At 59.6% G+C, this 16101-nt stretch carries 13 protein-coding genes; 8 read left to right on the plus strand and 5 right to left on the minus strand.

Translation table 11 applies throughout. The annotated features are described in order from the left end of the window. Positions 1-162: 162 nt before the first annotated feature. From P3G59_RS05045 to P3G59_RS05060, 4 genes are all read right to left on the minus strand, one after another. Positions 163-3009, minus strand: a complete 2847-nt coding sequence (locus P3G59_RS05045; RefSeq protein ID WP_277760691.1) for a valine--tRNA ligase — start codon at positions 3007-3009, stop codon at positions 163-165. Between the two features lie 194 nt (positions 3010-3203). Continuing rightward, complete coding sequence (locus P3G59_RS05050) at positions 3204-3596, minus strand: DNA polymerase III subunit chi (protein ID WP_277760692.1); 393 nt, start codon at positions 3594-3596, stop codon at positions 3204-3206. Between the two features lie 8 nt (positions 3597-3604). Continuing rightward, the gene (locus P3G59_RS05055) at positions 3605-4033 is read right to left on the minus strand and encodes a DNA polymerase III subunit chi (protein WP_277760693.1); all 429 of its coding nucleotides are present in this window, start codon (positions 4031-4033) and stop codon (positions 3605-3607) included. Positions 4034-4090: 57 nt separating this feature from the next. After that, positions 4091-5581 carry a leucyl aminopeptidase gene (locus P3G59_RS05060; RefSeq protein WP_277760694.1) on the minus strand — a complete coding sequence of 497 codons (1491 nt, stop codon included), beginning with the start codon at positions 5579-5581 and terminating at the stop codon, positions 4091-4093. A 308-nt stretch (positions 5582-5889) separates the two neighbouring features. Here P3G59_RS05060 and lptF point away from each other — a divergent pair, with 308 nt between their 5' ends. The 8 genes from lptF to pdxJ all read left to right on the plus strand — a co-directional run bounded on the left by lptF (position 5890) and on the right by pdxJ (position 14294). After that, on the plus strand, positions 5890-7011 hold the full coding sequence (lptF, locus tag P3G59_RS05065; protein WP_277760695.1) for an LPS export ABC transporter permease LptF: 1122 nt from the start codon (positions 5890-5892) through the stop codon (positions 7009-7011). Continuing rightward, positions 7004-8065 carry an LPS export ABC transporter permease LptG gene (gene lptG / locus P3G59_RS05070; protein ID WP_277760696.1) on the plus strand — a complete coding sequence of 354 codons (1062 nt, stop codon included), beginning with the start codon at positions 7004-7006 and terminating at the stop codon, positions 8063-8065. The genes lptF and lptG overlap by 8 nt, the downstream gene beginning before the upstream one ends. A 173-nt stretch (positions 8066-8238) precedes the next feature. Beyond that, positions 8239-10038, plus strand: a complete 1800-nt coding sequence (gene lepA / locus P3G59_RS05075) for a translation elongation factor 4 (RefSeq protein ID WP_007909029.1) — start codon at positions 8239-8241, stop codon at positions 10036-10038. Between the two features lie 5 nt (positions 10039-10043). Continuing rightward, positions 10044-10898, plus strand: coding sequence for a signal peptidase I (gene lepB / locus P3G59_RS05080; protein ID WP_277760697.1), 855 nt, complete (start codon positions 10044-10046; stop codon positions 10896-10898). Between the two features lie 169 nt (positions 10899-11067). Next, the gene (gene rnc / locus P3G59_RS05085; protein ID WP_277760698.1) at positions 11068-11757 is read left to right on the plus strand and encodes a ribonuclease III; all 690 of its coding nucleotides are present in this window, start codon (positions 11068-11070) and stop codon (positions 11755-11757) included. Continuing rightward, positions 11750-12652, plus strand: a complete 903-nt coding sequence (era, locus tag P3G59_RS05090; protein ID WP_016771562.1) for a GTPase Era — start codon at positions 11750-11752, stop codon at positions 12650-12652. The genes rnc and era overlap by 8 nt, the downstream gene beginning before the upstream one ends. Positions 12653-12818: 166 nt before the next feature. Further along, on the plus strand, positions 12819-13508 hold the full coding sequence (gene recO / locus P3G59_RS05095; RefSeq protein WP_277760699.1) for a DNA repair protein RecO: 690 nt from the start codon (positions 12819-12821) through the stop codon (positions 13506-13508). Positions 13509-13547: 39 nt separating this feature from the next. Further along, positions 13548-14294: a pyridoxine 5'-phosphate synthase gene (pdxJ, locus tag P3G59_RS05100; protein WP_047292711.1), complete on the plus strand. Its 747-nt coding sequence runs from the start codon at positions 13548-13550 to the stop codon at positions 14292-14294. An 83-nt stretch (positions 14295-14377) separates the two neighbouring features. On the opposite strand, the gene mltF is transcribed toward pdxJ, so the two are convergent. Further along, entirely contained in the window at positions 14378-15838 is a 1461-nt protein-coding gene (mltF, locus tag P3G59_RS05105) for a membrane-bound lytic murein transglycosylase MltF (protein WP_277760700.1), read from the minus strand. Between the last annotated feature and the right edge of the window lie 263 nt (positions 15839-16101).

Raw genomic sequence — 16101 nt, forward strand, 5'->3', positions numbered from 1 at the left:
ACTGTAGGAGTGAGCCTGCTCGCGATGACGGAGTGTCAGTCTAAAAATCAGCTGACTGATCCACCGCTATCGCGAGCAGGCTCACTCCTACAGAGGATTTGTGGTGATCTGGAATAAAAAAGGGAGGCCACTTGGGCCTCCCTTTTTTATTGCGATTTGCCGTTACAGGCTGGCAATCCGCGCGTGCTGCTCGGCCAGTTTGCCCAAGGCTTGTTCAGCCTCGGCCAGTTTGGCGCGTTCTTTCTCGATGACTTCAGCCGGGGCCTTGTCAACGAAACCGGCGTTGGACAGTTTGCCGCCCACACGCTGGACTTCGCCCTGCAGGCGCAGGATTTCCTTGTCCAGACGTGCCAGTTCAGCACCCTTGTCGATCAGACCGGCCATCGGCACCAGCACTTCCATCTCGCCAACAAGCGCGGTCGCGGACAGCGGTGCTTCTTCGCCAGCCGCCAGAACGGTGATCGATTCCAGACGTGCCAGCTTCTTCAGCAGCGCTTCGTTCTCGGTCAGGCGGCGCTGATCTTCAGCGCTGACGTTCTTCAGGTAGATTGGCAGTGGTTTGCCCGGGCCGATGTTCATTTCGCCACGGATGTTACGCGTGCCGAGCATCAGTTCCTTGAGCCATTCGATGTCGTTTTCGGCGGCCGGATCGATGCGCTCTTCGTTGGCCACGGGCCACGCTTGCAGCATGATCGTCTTGCCCTGAATGCCGGCCAGCGGCGCGATGCGCTGCCAGATTTCTTCAGTGATGAACGGCATGAACGGGTGCGCCAGACGCAGCGCCACTTCCAGCACGCGAACCAGCGTACGGCGAGTGCCGCGCTGACGTTCAACCGGCGCGTTCTCGTCCCACAGCACAGGCTTGGACAGTTCCAGGTACCAGTCGCAGTACTGGTTCCAGATGAACTCGTACAGCGCTTGCGCGGCGAGGTCGAAACGGAACTGATCGAGTTGACGGGTCACTTCGGCTTCGGTGCGTTGCAGTTGCGAGATGATCCAGCGATCCGCCAGCGACAGCTCGTAGGCTTCGCCGTTCTGGCCGCAGTCTTCGCCCTTGTCCAGAACGTAACGCGCAGCGTTCCAGATCTTGTTGCAGAAGTTGCGATAGCCTTCGACGCGGCCCATGTCGAACTTGATGTCGCGACCGGTCGAGGCCAGCGAGCAGAAGGTGAAGCGCAGGGCGTCGGTGCCGTAGCTGGCGATGCCGTCGGCGAACTCGTCGCGGGTCTGCTTCTCGATCTTCTTCGCCAGTTTCGGCTGCATCATGCCGGAGGTGCGTTTTTGCACCAGCTCTTCCAGCTCGATACCGTCGATGATGTCCAGCGGATCCAGGACGTTGCCCTTGGACTTGGACATCTTCTGGCCCTGGCCATCGCGCACCAGACCGTGCACGTACACGGTCTTGAACGGAACCTGCGGCGTGCCGTCCTCGTTCTTGATCAGATGCATGGTCAGCATGATCATCCGGGCAACCCAGAAGAAAATGATGTCGAAGCCCGTCACCAGTACGTCGGTGGAGTGGAATTTCTTCAGGAACTCGGTCTGCTCAGGCCAGCCCAGGGTGGAGAAGGTCCACAGGCCGGAACTGAACCAGGTATCGAGTACGTCGTTATCTTGCTGCAGCGCGATGTCCGGGCCGAGGTTGTGCTTGGCACGCACTTCAGCTTCGTCGCGACCGACGTAGACCTTGCCCGACTCGTCGTACCAGGCCGGAATCCGGTGGCCCCACCACAGCTGACGGCTGATGCACCAGTCCTGGATGTCACGCATCCACGAGAAGTACATGTTTTCGTATTGTTTCGGCACGAACTGGATGCGGCCGTCTTCAACAGCAGCAATCGCAGGCTCGGCCAGCGGTTTGGTCGACACATACCACTGGTCGGTCAGCCACGGCTCGATCACGGTGCCCGAGCGGTCGCCTTTCGGCACTTTCAGGTTGTGGTCGTCGACGCTGACCAGCAGGCCGGCGGCGTCGAACGCAGCCACGATCTGCTTGCGTGCTTCGAAACGCTCGAGACCGGCGTATTCAGCCGGGATCTGGCCGTCGATGCTTTCGTTCAGTGTGCCGTCGAGATTGAACACCTGTGCGGCTGGCAGCACGTTGGCGTTCTTGTCGAAGATGTTCATCAGCGGCAGGTTGTGGCGCTTGCCGACTTCGTAGTCGTTGAAATCGTGGGCCGGGGTGATTTTCACGCAGCCGGTGCCGAATTCAGGATCGCAGTAATCGTCGGCGATGATCGGGATGCGGCGGCCAACCAGTGGCAGCTCGACGAATTTGCCGATCAAGGCTTTGTAGCGCTCGTCGTTTGGGTTCACCGCGACGGCGGAGTCGCCGAGCATGGTTTCCGGGCGGGTGGTCGCGACGATCAGGAAATCGTTGCCTTCAGCGGTTTTCGCGCCGTCAGCCAGCGGGTATTTCAGGTTCCACAGGAAACCTTTCTCGTCGTGGTTTTCCACTTCGAGGTCGGAAATCGCCGTGTGCAGTTTGGTGTCCCAGTTGACCAGACGCTTGCCGCGGTAGATCAGACCGTCTTCGTGCAGACGCACGAAGGCTTCTTTCACCGCTTCCGAGAGGCCGTCGTCCATGGTGAAGCGCTCACGGCTCCAGTCAACGGACGAGCCGAGGCGGCGGATCTGACGGCTGATGTTGCCGCCGGACTGATCCTTCCACTCCCAGACTTTCTCGAGGAATTTTTCGCGGCCCAGGTCGTGACGGTTCTGGCCCTGGGCTTCGAGTTGACGCTCCACCAGCATCTGCGTGGCGATACCGGCGTGGTCGGTGCCCGGCTGCCACAGAGTGTTGCGACCCTGCATGCGGCGGAAACGGATCAGCGCGTCCATGATCGCGTTGTTGAAACCGTGGCCCATGTGCAGGCTGCCGGTGACGTTCGGCGGCGGGATCATGATGGTGTAGGAGTCGCCCGCGCCTTGCGGGGCGAAGTAGTTCTCGGACTCCCAGGTGTTGTACCAGGAAGTTTCAATGGCGTGCGGCTGGTAGGTCTTATCCATGCGCGGCGGGACCCTATTGGCATTAATTCAGGAAAAGCCGACGAGTATAGCGGGGCATGGGGCCGAGGGCGAGCGGGGCGGGCCCGGAGGCCATCTAAATGTAGGAGCTGCCGCAGGCTGCGATCCTTTGATCCTGTCTTTAAAAAACAAAGGTCAAAAGATCGCAGCCTGCGGCAGCTCCTACATGGGGCGGGTTATTCGTATTGGCTGAGCAGCCGTTCCATGCGCGCGTCGAGGCGGCGTTTGATTTCGGTTTCGATGTGCGGGGCGAAGTCGTCGATCACGTCTTGCATGATCAATTGCGCGGCGGCGCGCAGTTCACTGTCCAGGTGGAGCAGGGCGTCCGGGCCTTTATTCGCAGGAGCCGCAGGTGGTGCGGCTGTCGGGGCTGGCGCGGGAGGTGGTTCGACAACGGCCGGCTCGGCGCCGACAGAATCGAACAGCATCGGAATCTGTTCCTGTTCGCCGTCATCGACCGTATCGGTCAACAGTGGCGGTTGCAGGTTGTCGTCGCCGAGCAACTGGCGGATCGATTCGAGATCGTCCAGCAGATGCGCGGACTTTTGCTGCGGTTTCGGAGTGTCCATTGGAATGCTCAGAGTCGCTGTAAACGGTGATCTTGCAGAGGATAGCCCTGTTCGCGGTAGAAACGGAAACTCTCCCGCGCAGCCGCTCGAATCGTCGGATCTTCCACTACCACTTCCGCCACACGGGTGAATTTGCTGGCGAAGGCCGGGACTTTCAGGTCGAGATTGACCAGCAAATCCTGATGCTGGCCGCAGTCGTCACCCAGCCCCAGCACAATCAAACTGTCCGGTTCGCTTTCAGCCGGGCCGTGAGGCACGAACGTTTCGCCCTTGAATGCCCACAGGCGCGCATCGAGATCGTCGCGCTGAGCTGCGTCGCTGCAGTGCAGGTAGATGCGGTGACCCATGCGCCAGGCTTTCTCGGTGAGTTTGCAGGCAAAGTCCAGGCGAGCCGAAGGGTCGGCGCTGGGCAGGATATAAAAGTCGACTTTGGTCATTGCGGTTCCAGAGCAGCAAGCGGCGTCATCCGAAAATGACGCCGCCCATCAGCGGGTTCAGGCTTTGGCGCGATCGAGCAGGTACTGGGTCAGCAGGGGTACTGGACGACCAGTGGCGCCCTTGTCCTTGCCGCCGCTGGTCCATGCGGTGCCCGCGATGTCCAGGTGCGCCCAGTTGAGGTTTTTGGTGAAGCGCGACAGGAAGCACGCGGCGGTGATCGTGCCGGCTTTCGGGCCGCCAATGTTGGCGATGTCGGCGAACGGGCTGTCCAGTTGTTCTTGGTACTCGTCGAACAATGGCAACTGCCAGGCGCGGTCGTCAGCGGCTTTACCGGCGCTGAGCAGTTGGCCGATCAGTTCGTCGTTGTTGCCCAGCAGACCCGAAGTGTGGGCGCCCAAGGCAACGACGCAAGCGCCGGTCAGGGTGGCAATGTCGATCACTGCTTGCGGCTTGAAGCGCTCGGAGTAGGTCAGCGCGTCGCACAGCACCAGACGGCCTTCGGCGTCGGTGTTGAGGATTTCCACAGTCTGGCCGCTCATGGTGGTGACGATGTCGCCCGGGCGCGAAGCGTTGCCGCTCGGCATGTTTTCGGCGCAGGCGAGGATGCACACCAGGTTGATCGGCAGCTTCAGCTCAAGCACGGCGCGCAGGGTGCCGAACACGGAGGCAGCGCCGCCCATGTCGTACTTCATTTCGTCCATGCCGGCGCCCGGTTTCAGGCTGATGCCGCCAGTGTCGAAGGTGATGCCTTTGCCGACCAGTGCGTACGGCTTCTCGGATTTCTTGCCGCCGCTGTATTGCATGACGATCAGGCGCGGTGGCTGGGCGCTGCCCTGGCCAACGGCGTAGAACGAGCCCATGCCCAGGGATTTGATCTTCTTCTCGTCAAGGACTTCGACTTTCAGATCCTTGAATTCTTTGCCGAGGTTCTTCGCTTGTTCGCCGAGGAAAGTCGGGTGGCAGATGTTCGGCGGCAGATTGCCCAGATCGCGGGTGAAGGCCATGCCGTGCGCGATCGCGGTGGCGTGGTTCACGGCGCGTTGCACTTCGGCCTGGGCGGCCTTGATGGTCAGCAGGGTGATTTTCTTCAGGGCGCGCGGTTCGGCCTTCTGGCTCTTGAACTGGTCGAAGGTGTATTCGCCGTCCACCAGGGTTTCCGCCAGCAGACGGGTTTTACCGTAGCTGTCGCGGTTTTTAACAATAATTTCATCCAGCGCCAGTACGGCGTCGCTGCCGCCCAGGCCCTTCAGGGTGTTGAGGATGCCGGCAACGATTTTGCGGAACGGGCGGTCGCCCAGTTCTTCATCCTTGCCCACGCCGACCAGCAGCACGCGCTCGGCTTTCAGGTTCGGCAGGCTGTGCAACAGCAGGCTCTGACCGACTTTGCCGGACAGATCGCCACGCTTGAGAACGGCGCTGATCGCGCCACCGCTGAGTTCGTCGACCTGTCTGGCCGCGACACCGAGTTTGCGGCCTTCACCGACGGCAACCACCAGGGTGGCGGTTTTCAACGTTTCTGGGCTAACGCTTTTTACAACCAGTTCCATGTCCGGATCCCTGAATGAATGGTCAACACGCAGGCGTTCGACGGTGTCCGCAGTCGCCTGCTTATAGATAGAAGAGGCGCAGGCCAAAGCCTGCGACAAGGGCCGCAGTTTGAACCTCGCTCCCCGCGCCTGACAACCCTCGGTTGTATGATCTGCAAAGGATTACAGACATGGATGAGTGTGCGCAGTGACAGGCGCCTCCAATCACAGGATAATGCCGCATCTTTTTTCGACGGCTCTGCGTTGCGGGCCGGTCGATGTGTTTGCTTGTTTGGCCGCCTTAGCCTGACAACCCTGGAGTGTCTGGTTTGATCGTCTTCCGTTATCTGTCCCGCGAAGTCCTGTTGACCCTCAGTGCCGTGAGTGCCGTGCTGCTGGTCATCATCATGAGCGGTCGCTTCATCAAATACCTCGCTCAGGCCGCTGCCGGTCAGCTCGATCCGGGCTCCCTGTTCCTGATCATGGGGTTCCGTCTGCCGGGGTTCCTGCAACTGATTCTGCCGCTGGGCCTGTTCCTCGGGATCCTGCTGGCCTACGGTCGTCTGTATCTCGAAAGCGAGATGACCGTGCTCTCGGCCACCGGCATGAGCCAGCAGAAACTGTTTCGCATGACCCTGTTTCCGGCGACGCTGGTCGCGCTGGTGGTGGCATGGCTGAGCCTCGGGCTGGCCCCGCAAGGCGCCAACCAGTTCCAGTTGCTGCTCAACAAGCAGGACGCCCTGACCGAATTCGACACTCTCGAGCCAGGTCGATTCCAGGCTTTGCGTGACGGCACTCGGGTGACGTACACCGAAACGTTGAGCGACGATCGCGTCAATCTGGGCAGTGTATTCATTTCGCAGAAAAACCTCGGCGCCGATCAAAAGGATCGCGGGATTTCCGTACTGGTGGCCGAAAAGGGCCGTCAGGAAATGCGCCCCGACGGCAATCGCTACCTGATCCTTGATAACGGTTACCGCTACGACGGCAGCCCGGGTCAGGCCGATTACCGCGCCATTCATTACGAAACCTACGGGGTGCTGTTGCCCAAGCCGGATGTCAGCGAAGAAGTCACCGACCGTGACGCCATGCCGACCTCGGCACTGCTGGGCAGTGATGACATCCGCTCCAAAACCGAACTGCAATGGCGTTTGTCCCTGCCGCTGCTGGTGTTTATCGTGACCTTGATGGCGGTGCCGCTGTCGCGAGTCAATCCGCGCCAAGGGCGTTTCCTCAAGCTGCTGCCGGCGATTCTTCTTTATATGGCTTACCTGACCATCCTGATTGCCGCCCGCGGCGCCCTTGAAAAAGGCAAGATCCCGCCGGCCCTCGGCTTATGGTGGGTGCATGCGATCTTCCTGTTCATCGGTCTCGGCCTGCTCTATTGGGAGCCGCTGCGCCTGAAGATGGCCAGCCGTCGCGCTGCTGCACTGGAGGTGGCCCGTGGTTAAACTCGACCGCTACATCGGCAGCAGCGTGTTCATGGCGATCATTGCCGTGCTGGCAATCATTCTCGGTCTGGCAACACTGTTCGCGTTCATCGATGAAATGGGCGACGTCAGCGACACCTACACCCTCGTAGATGTCCTCAGTTTCGTGCTGCTGACCGCGCCGCGCCGTCTCTACGAGATGCTGCCGATGGCCGCATTGATCGGTTGCCTGATCGGCCTTGGCAGTCTGGCCAGCAGCAGTGAACTGACGGTTATGCGCGCCGCTGGCGTATCCATCGGCCGTATTGTCTGGGCTGTCATGAAGCCAATGCTGGTGCTGATGCTGGCCGGTGTGCTGATCGGCGAGTACGTTGCTCCGGCAACCGAAAGCATGGCGCAGGCCAACCGCTCGCTGGCGCAGGGCAGCGGCGACGCGCAAAGCGCCAAGCATGGTATGTGGCACCGCCAGGGTGAGGAATTCATACATATCAACGCTGTGCAACCCAACGGCCTGCTGTATGGCGTGACTCGCTATCACTTTGATAAAGAGCGCCATCTGATGAGTTCGAGCTTTGCCAAGAAGGCTGAGTTCGACGGCAGCAAATGGCAGCTAACCGACGTTGCCACCACCAAGTTTCATGAGCGCAGCACTGAAGTCGTCAATACCCCGAGCGAGGAGTGGGACGTGGCGTTGAGCCCGCAACTGCTCAGCACCGTGGTCATGGCCCCGGAATCGCTGTCGATCAGTGGTCTGTGGGGTTACATCCACTATCTGTCCGAGCAAGGCTTGAGCAACGGTCGCTACTGGCTGGCATTTTGGGTCAAGGTGTTGCAGCCGCTGGTCACTGCCGCTCTGGTGCTGATGGCGATTTCCTTTATCTTCGGCCCGCTGCGTTCGGTGACTCTTGGTCAGCGTGTGTTCACCGGCGTGTTGGTGGGCTTCACCTTCCGTATCGTCCAGGATTTGCTCGGTCCATCGAGCCTGGTGTTCGGTTTCTCGCCGCTGTTCGCGGTGCTGGTGCCGGCCGGTGTCTGTGCGCTGGCGGGCGTTTGGTTGCTGCGACGAGCCGGTTGATGAACAAGCTTTCATCCATCGCTTGAACCCTGAAAACGCCTCGGTCGACAGATCGGGGCGTTTTTGCATGCAATCCGGGTGACAGGTGAACGTGACGCTTGCGCCGTGTATCAGGTACAATTCCCGGCTATTTTTCGGCGGGCTATGCCTGCAGCCTTTTTGAGTGTTGATCCGTGAGTGATTTGAGTCATATCCGCAATTTCTCCATCATCGCCCACATTGACCATGGCAAGTCGACGCTGGCCGATCGCTTCATCCAGATGTGCGGCGGCCTGGCCGAGCGTGAAATGGAAGCCCAGGTACTGGATTCCATGGATCTGGAGCGTGAACGCGGGATCACCATCAAGGCCCACAGCGTCACTCTTTATTACACCGCCAAAGACGGCATCAAGTATCAGTTGAACTTCATTGACACCCCGGGCCACGTCGACTTCACCTACGAAGTCAGCCGTTCCCTGGCCGCGTGTGAAGGTGCCTTGCTGGTGGTCGATGCCGGTCAGGGTGTTGAAGCCCAGTCCGTGGCCAACTGCTACACCGCCATCGAGCAGGGCCTCGAGGTCATGCCGGTGCTGAACAAGATCGACCTGCCGCAGGCCGATCCTGAGCGCGTCAAGGACGAGATCGAAAAGATCATCGGCATCGACGCCACTGACGCCGTCACCTGCAGCGCCAAGACCGGCCTGGGTGTCGACGAAGTGCTTGAACGCCTTGTGCAGACCATTCCTGCGCCGACCGGCAACATCGAAGATCCGCTGCAAGCGTTGATCATCGACTCCTGGTTCGACAACTACCTGGGCGTTGTCTCCCTGGTGCGCGTGCGTCACGGCCGCGTGAAGAAGGGTGACAAGATCCTCGTCAAGTCCACCGGCAAGATCCACCTGGTCGACAGCGTTGGCGTGTTCAACCCGAAACACACCGCTACCGCTGACCTCAAGGCCGGCGAAGTGGGCTTCATCATCGCCAGCATCAAGGACATTCACGGTGCACCGGTCGGTGACACCCTGACCCTGAGCTCGACGCCGGACGTCGAAGTGCTGCCGGGCTTCAAACGCATCCAGCCGCAGGTTTACGCCGGTCTGTTCCCGGTCAGCTCCGACGACTTCGAGGATTTCCGCGAAGCGCTGCAGAAGCTGACCCTCAACGACTCGTCGCTGCAATACACCCCGGAAAGCTCCGACGCACTGGGCTTCGGCTTCCGTTGCGGGTTCCTTGGCATGCTGCACATGGAAATCATCCAGGAGCGCCTCGAGCGCGAGTACAACCTGGACCTGATTACCACCGCGCCGACGGTGATTTTCGAGCTGGTGCTGAAAACCGGTGAAACGATTTACGTCGACAACCCATCCAAGCTTCCGGATGTGTCGTCGATCGAAGACATGCGCGAGCCGATCGTGCGGGCCAATATCCTGGTGCCGCAGGAACACTTGGGCAACGTCATCACCCTGTGCATCGAGAAGCGTGGCGTTCAAGTCGACATGCTGTTCCTCGGCAATCAGGTGCAAGTCACTTACGACCTGCCGATGAACGAAGTGGTCCTGGACTTCTTCGACCGTCTCAAATCCACCAGCCGTGGCTATGCTTCGCTGGATTACCATTTCGATCGTTACCAATCGGCTAATCTGGTGAAACTGGACGTGCTGATCAACGGCGACAAGGTCGATGCCCTTGCATTGATCGTGCACCGTGACAACTCGCACTACAAAGGTCGCCAGTTGACCGAGAAGATGAAAGAACTGATTCCTCGTCAGATGTTCGACGTAGCCATTCAGGCCGCCATCGGTGGTCAGATCGTTGCCCGGACAACCGTCAAGGCGCTCAGAAAGAACGTATTGGCCAAATGCTACGGTGGTGACGTCAGCCGTAAGAAGAAACTGCTCGAGAAGCAAAAGGCCGGTAAGAAACGCATGAAACAGGTCGGCAACGTGGAAATTCCACAAGAAGCCTTCCTTGCCGTGCTCAGGTTGGATAGTTAGGTCCTATGTCACTAAATTTCCCGCTGTTGCTGGTCATCGCCGTGTTCGTCTGCGGCCTGTTGGCGTTGCTTGATCTGTTGATCCTGGCACCGCGTCGGCGTGCTGCCATTGCCTCTTATCAAGGCAGCGTCAGCCAGCCTGACGGGGTGGTCGTTGAAAAACTGAATAAAGAGCCGCTGCTGGTCGAATACGGCAAGTCGTTCTTCCCGGTGTTGTTCATCGTGCTGGTACTGCGCTCGTTCCTCGTGGAGCCGTTCCAGATCCCGTCGGGCTCGATGAAGCCAACTTTGGACGTCGGCGACTTCATTCTGGTGAACAAGTTTTCTTACGGGATCCGCCTGCCGGTGATCGACAAGAAAATCATCGAAGTCGGTGATCCGCAGCGCGGCGATGTGATGGTGTTCCGCTACCCGAGCGATCCGAACGTCAACTACATCAAGCGTGTAGTCGGTCTGCCAGGTGACACGGTGCGTTATACCGCCGACAAGCATCTGTTTGTGAATGGCGAGTCGATTGCCGAGCAGATGGTCGGCGCCGAGCCGGGCACGCTGGGCAGCGCCGAACTGTATAAAGAGAAACTGGGCGCCGCCGAGCATCTGATCCGCAAGGAAATGAGCCGTTACCGCGCCACGCCGGACCGCTCGTGGACAGTGCCCGCCGGGCACTACTTCATGATGGGCGACAACCGCGACAACTCCAATGACAGTCGCTACTGGGATGATCCGAACATTCCCAAGGATCTGCTGGGCATGGTTCCCGACCAGAATATCGTCGGCAAGGCCTTCGCGGTCTGGATGAGCTGGCCAGAGCCGAAACTCAGTCACCTGCCGAATTTCTCGCGGGTTGGCCTGATCAAGTAATCACACACGGCGCTGTTGACCACAGCGCCGAATGCATTTCTGGAGCCGGCACAATCGGCTTCGCAATCGCCAGGATTTAATTTTTGAACACAGCGTTAATTGTCCCAGGCCTGCGCCGCATCCCGGCGATGGCAGTGGAATCCAGCCACGAACTCAGCGTGGGTAAACCGTGAGCGTTTCTCTAAGCCGTCTCGAGCGTCAGCTCGGTTACACCTTCAAGGACCAGGAGCTGATGCTGCTGGCTCTGACGCACCGCAGTTTTGCCGGGCGCAACAACGAACGCCTGGAATTCCTTGGCGATGCCATCCTCAACTTCGTTGCCGGCGAGGCGCTGTTCGATCGCTTCCCGCTGGCCCGCGAAGGCCAGTTGTCGCGTTTGCGCGCACGTTTGGTAAAAGGTGAGACGCTGGCCGTACTGGCGCGCGGTTTCGACCTTGGCGAGTACCTGCGACTGGGTTCCGGCGAGTTGAAAAGCGGCGGTTTCCGTCGCGAATCGATTCTGGCCGATGCCCTCGAAGCCTTGATCGGTGCAATCTATCTCGACGCAGGCATGGACATGGCGCGTGAGCGCGTGCTGGCCTGGCTGGCCGGTGAGTTCGAAGGCCTGACGCTGGTCGACACCAACAAGGATCCGAAAACCCGCCTGCAGGAACACCTGCAATCGCGCGGTTGCGATCTGCCACGCTACGAAGTGGTGGATATCCAGGGCGAGCCGCACTGCCGAACCTTCTTCGTCGAGTGCGAAGTTGTCTTACTGAATGAAAAAAGCCGAGGTCAGGGTGTGAGCCGTCGTATTGCCGAACAGGTAGCGGCCGCCGCAGCACTGATTGCCCTGGGCGTGGAGAATGGCAATGACTGATACAAACGCAACTCGCTGTGGCTATGTTGCCATCGTCGGCCGTCCCAACGTTGGCAAGTCCACGTTGCTGAACCACATCCTTGGCCAGAAGCTGGCGATCACTTCGCGCAAGCCGCAGACCACGCGCCACAATATGCTCGGGATCAAAACCGAGGGTGACGTGCAGGCGATCTACGTCGACACCCCCGGCATGCACAAGGGTGGCGAAAAGGCCCTGAACCGCTACATGAACAAGACCGCTTCGGCAGCCTTGAAAGACGTTGACGTGGTGATCTTCGTGGTCGATCGCACCAAGTGGACCGACGAAGACCAGATGGTTCTCGAGCGCGTGCAGTACGTGACGGGGCCATTGATCGTTGCGTTGAACAAGACCGACCGCATCGAAGACAAAGCCGAGCTGATGCCGCACCTGAGCTGGTTGCAGGAACAGCTGCCGAACGCGCAGATCATTCCGATTTCGGCGCAGCACGGGCATAACCTCGAGGCGCTGGAAAAGGTCATTGCCGATCATCTGCCGGAGAACGATCACTTCTTCCCGGAAGACCAGATCACCGACCGCAGCAGCCGTTTCCTCGCCGCTGAACTGGTGCGCGAGAAAATCATGCGCCAGATGGGCGCCGAGCTGCCGTACCAGATCACCGTCGAGATCGAAGAGTTCAAGCAGCAGGGCAAAACCCTGCACATCCATGCCTTGATCCTCGTTGAGCGCGACGGCCAGAAGAAGATCATCATTGGCGACAAGGGCGAGCGTATCAAGCGCATCGGCACCGAAGCGCGCAAGGATATGGAGTTGCTGTTCGACTCCAAGATCATGCTCAACCTGTGGGTCAAGGTGAAGGGCGGCTGGTCCGACGACGAGCGTGCGCTGCGTTCGCTGGGTTACGGCGACCTGTAATCACCGATCCAGAGAACACCGATACCCACTGTGGGAGCGAGCCTGCTCGCGAAGAGGATGTAACATTCAGCCTTGATGTTGACTGTCACTCCGCTTTCGCGAGCAGGCTCGCTCCCACAGTGGTTTTGGGTTGTGTGTAAAACTGCGTTTCTTCATCGAGAACCCAATGTCGCAAAACCCACCTCCCGCCCAACCCGCCTACGTCCTGCACAGTCGCGCCTACCGCGAAACCAGTGCGCTGGTGGATTTCCTCACGCCGCAAGGTCGGCTGCGGGCGGTGTTGCGCAGTGCGCGAGGCAAGGCCGGGACACTGGCGCGGCCCTTCGTGTCGCTGGAAGTCGAGTTCCGTGGCAAGGGTGAGCTGAAGAATGTCGGGCGCATGGAGAGCTCTGGCACCTCTGCGTGGCTTAACGGCGAGGCGCTGTTCAGTGGCCTCTATCTCAATGAGTTGCTGATCCGCTTGCTGCCCGCCGAAGATCCGCATCCGGGTGTCTTCGATCACTACGCCGCGACCTTGCTGGCATTGGCCGAAGGCCGTCCTCTGGAGCCGTTGCTGCGTTCCTTCGAGTGGCGACTGCTGGACGATCTCGGCTACGGCTTTTCCCTGAATAGCGATATCCACGGTGAGCCCATTGCGCCCGATGGCCTGTATCGCCTGCAAGTGGATGCCGGGCTCGAACAGGTTCATCTGCTGCAACCGGGTTTGTTCAACGGCACCGAACTGCTGGCCATGGCCGAGGCCGACTGGACTGCTCCCGGCGCACTCTCAGCCGCCAAGCGTCTGATGCGTCAGGCATTGGCCGTTCACCTGGGCGGTCGACCTCTCGTCAGTCGCGAGCTGTTTCGCAAGCCCTGATATGCTGTGCGCCGAATCTCTCAATTCAGGAGCGCATCCGTGACCACCAGCAATCGCATTCTTCTTGGCGTGAACATCGACCACGTCGCCACCCTGCGTCAGGCCCGTGGCACGCGCTACCCGGACCCGGTCAAGGCAGCACTGGACGCGGAAGAGGCGGGCGCCGATGGCATCACCGTGCACCTGCGCGAAGACCGCCGCCACATTCAGGAGCGCGATGTTCTGCTGCTCAAGGACGTGCTGCAAACCCGCATGAACTTCGAAATGGGCGTCACCGAAGAAATGATGGCCTTCGCCGAACGCATCCGCCCGGCGCACATCTGTCTGGTCCCGGAAACCCGTCAGGAGCTGACCACTGAAGGCGGTCTGGATGTCGCGGGACAGGAAGAGCGCATCAAGGCAGCGGTCGAGCGTCTGTCGAAGATCGGCAGCGAAGTGTCGCTGTTCATCGATGCCGACGAGCGCCAGATTGCCGCGTCGAAGCGCGTTGGCGCGCCGGCCATTGAGTTGCACACCGGTCGTTATGCCGATGCTGAAACCCCGACTGAAGTCGCTGAAGAACTCAAGCGCGTGGCGGATGGCGTGGCGTTTGGTCTGGCCCAGGGCCTGATCGTCAATGCCGGTCACGGCTTGCATTACCACAACGTTGAAGCCGTCGCGGCGATCAAGGGCATCAACGAACTGAACATCGGCCATGCGCTGGTGGCGCATGCGTTGTTCGTCGGGTTCAAGTCTGCTGTGTCCGAAATGAAAGCGCTGATCCTGGCCGCTGCTCTCAAGGGCTAAGATCAAAAGATCGCAGCCTTCGGCAGCTCCTACAGGTGTACGCATAACCCTGTAGGAGCTGCCGAAGGCTGCGATCTTTTGCTTTAAAGAGGGGCAGGTTCTTGCGCCGGTTTTGACTTGTCGATGCCCGGCACATGCAGATTGCCCTCGGCCACCTGATCGCCCTCAAGCTGTGGCTGGGTCACCCACGTCAGAATGTCGTAATAACGACGAATGTTCGCCACAAAATGTACCGGCTCGCCGCCTCGGGCGTAGCCATAGCGCGTCTTGCTGTACCACTGCTTTTGCGACAGGCGCGGCAGGATCTTTTTCACGTCCAGCCATTTGTCCGGGTTCAACCCTTCCTTGGCTGCCAGTTTGCGCGCGTCATCGAGATGACCGCTGCCGACGTTGTACGCCGCCAGGGCGAACCACGTGCGATCCGGTTCCTTGATCGAATCGTCGAGCTGATCCTTCATATAAGCCAGGTATTTCGCTCCGCCCATGATGCTCTGCTTCGGATCGAGGCGGTTGGACACGCCCATCGCCTGAGCGGTGTTCTGGGTCAGCATCATCAGCCCGCGCACGCCGGTCTTCGAGGTAACCGTCGGCTGCCACAGCGATTCCTGATAACCAATGGCTGCCAGCAGGCGCCAGTCGACTTTCTCTTTCTTCGCGTAGTTCTTGAAGTGCTGTTCGTACTTCGGCAGGCGCTGCTGCAGGTGTTGGGCGAAGGTCGTGGCGCCCATGTAGCCGAGGACATCGACGTGGCCGTAATAGCGATCCTTCAAGCGTTGCAACGTGCCGTTCTTCTGGACTTTGTCGAGGTACGCGTTGATCTCGTTGAGCAGGCTGTTGTCTTCACCCGGGCCGACCGCCCAGCTCTGGCTGCGCGCATCACCGAGGTCGAAGGCCACACGAATATTGGTGAAGTACACCTGGTTCATCGCCACTTCGTTGGAATCGACCAGCGTCAGGTCAATCTGGCCTTCATCGACCATGCGCAGCAGGTCGACCACTTCAACTGCGTCGGACTCTTCGTACTCGATGCCGGGAAATTTCTTTTTCAGCTCGGCCAGCTGCTCGGCGTGAGTGCTGCCTTTAAGCACCATTATCTTCTTGCCGACCAGATCGCCGGGATCGGTCGGCCGCGACTGGCCATTGCGGTAAATGATCTGCGGGGTGACTTCGAGATAGGAGTGCGAGAACCGCACCTGCTTCTTGCGTTGCTCGCTGCTGACCAGACCGGCAGCAGCCAGTACCGGGCCGTTCGGTTTACCGATCTGGTCGAAAAGATCGTCGAGGTTGTCGGCGGTCTCGATCTTCAGTTCGACCCCCAAATCGTCGGCGAAACGCTTCACCAGCTCGTATTCGAAGCCGGTTTCACCGCTGCGATCCTGGAAGTAGGTGGCGGGGCTGTTACGGGTGATCACCCGCAGCACACCATCCTCCTTTACGCGCTCGAGTGTGTTGGGTTTATCAACACAGCCACCGAGCATCAGGAAGAGTCCGGTTGCGATCAGCCATTTGGCGTACCGCGGACGCAAAGCCGTTGGGAAAAACATCTGCGCAGTATACGCAAACGGCCACGGGCGCCATATCTCGACAGTGCAGGGCGAGTCTGCTAGCGATCACAAAACCGGACGAAACCCCGCAGAAACGGGCCCTTACGGCTTTTTGTTACAGTAAAAATAAGTGCCCCCTGAACAGCTGATTTACCTGACTCTGAAGTCGGAAACACAGATTGATACCCGAGTGCAACCGTGCGTAGCGTTTCGGGTGATGTTGAAGGCGGTTTAGGCTAGAATGCACGGCCTCAAAGCACACC

Source organism: Pseudomonas sp. A34-9 (assembly GCF_029543085.1).
Taxonomy (GTDB): domain Bacteria; phylum Pseudomonadota; class Gammaproteobacteria; order Pseudomonadales; family Pseudomonadaceae; genus Aquipseudomonas.

What these genes read in the sequence shown, in the direction of transcription:
- lepB (WP_277760697.1), top strand. Translation starts at nt 10,044, where the DNA reads ATGTCACTAAATTTCCCGCTGTTGCTGGTCATCGCCGTGTTCGTCTGC.
- mltF (WP_277760700.1), bottom strand. Translation starts at nt 15,838, where the DNA reads ATGTTTTTCCCAACGGCTTTGCGTCCGCGGTACGCCAAATGGCTGATC.
- P3G59_RS05060 (WP_277760694.1), bottom strand. Translation starts at nt 5,581, where the DNA reads ATGGAACTGGTTGTAAAAAGCGTTAGCCCAGAAACGTTGAAAACCGCC.
- P3G59_RS05045 (WP_277760691.1), bottom strand. Translation starts at nt 3,009, where the DNA reads ATGGATAAGACCTACCAGCCGCACGCCATTGAAACTTCCTGGTACAAC.
- era (WP_016771562.1), top strand. Translation starts at nt 11,750, where the DNA reads ATGACTGATACAAACGCAACTCGCTGTGGCTATGTTGCCATCGTCGGC.
- P3G59_RS05050 (WP_277760692.1), bottom strand. Translation starts at nt 3,596, where the DNA reads ATGGACACTCCGAAACCGCAGCAAAAGTCCGCGCATCTGCTGGACGAT.
- recO (WP_277760699.1), top strand. Translation starts at nt 12,819, where the DNA reads ATGTCGCAAAACCCACCTCCCGCCCAACCCGCCTACGTCCTGCACAGT.
- P3G59_RS05055 (WP_277760693.1), bottom strand. Translation starts at nt 4,033, where the DNA reads ATGACCAAAGTCGACTTTTATATCCTGCCCAGCGCCGACCCTTCGGCT.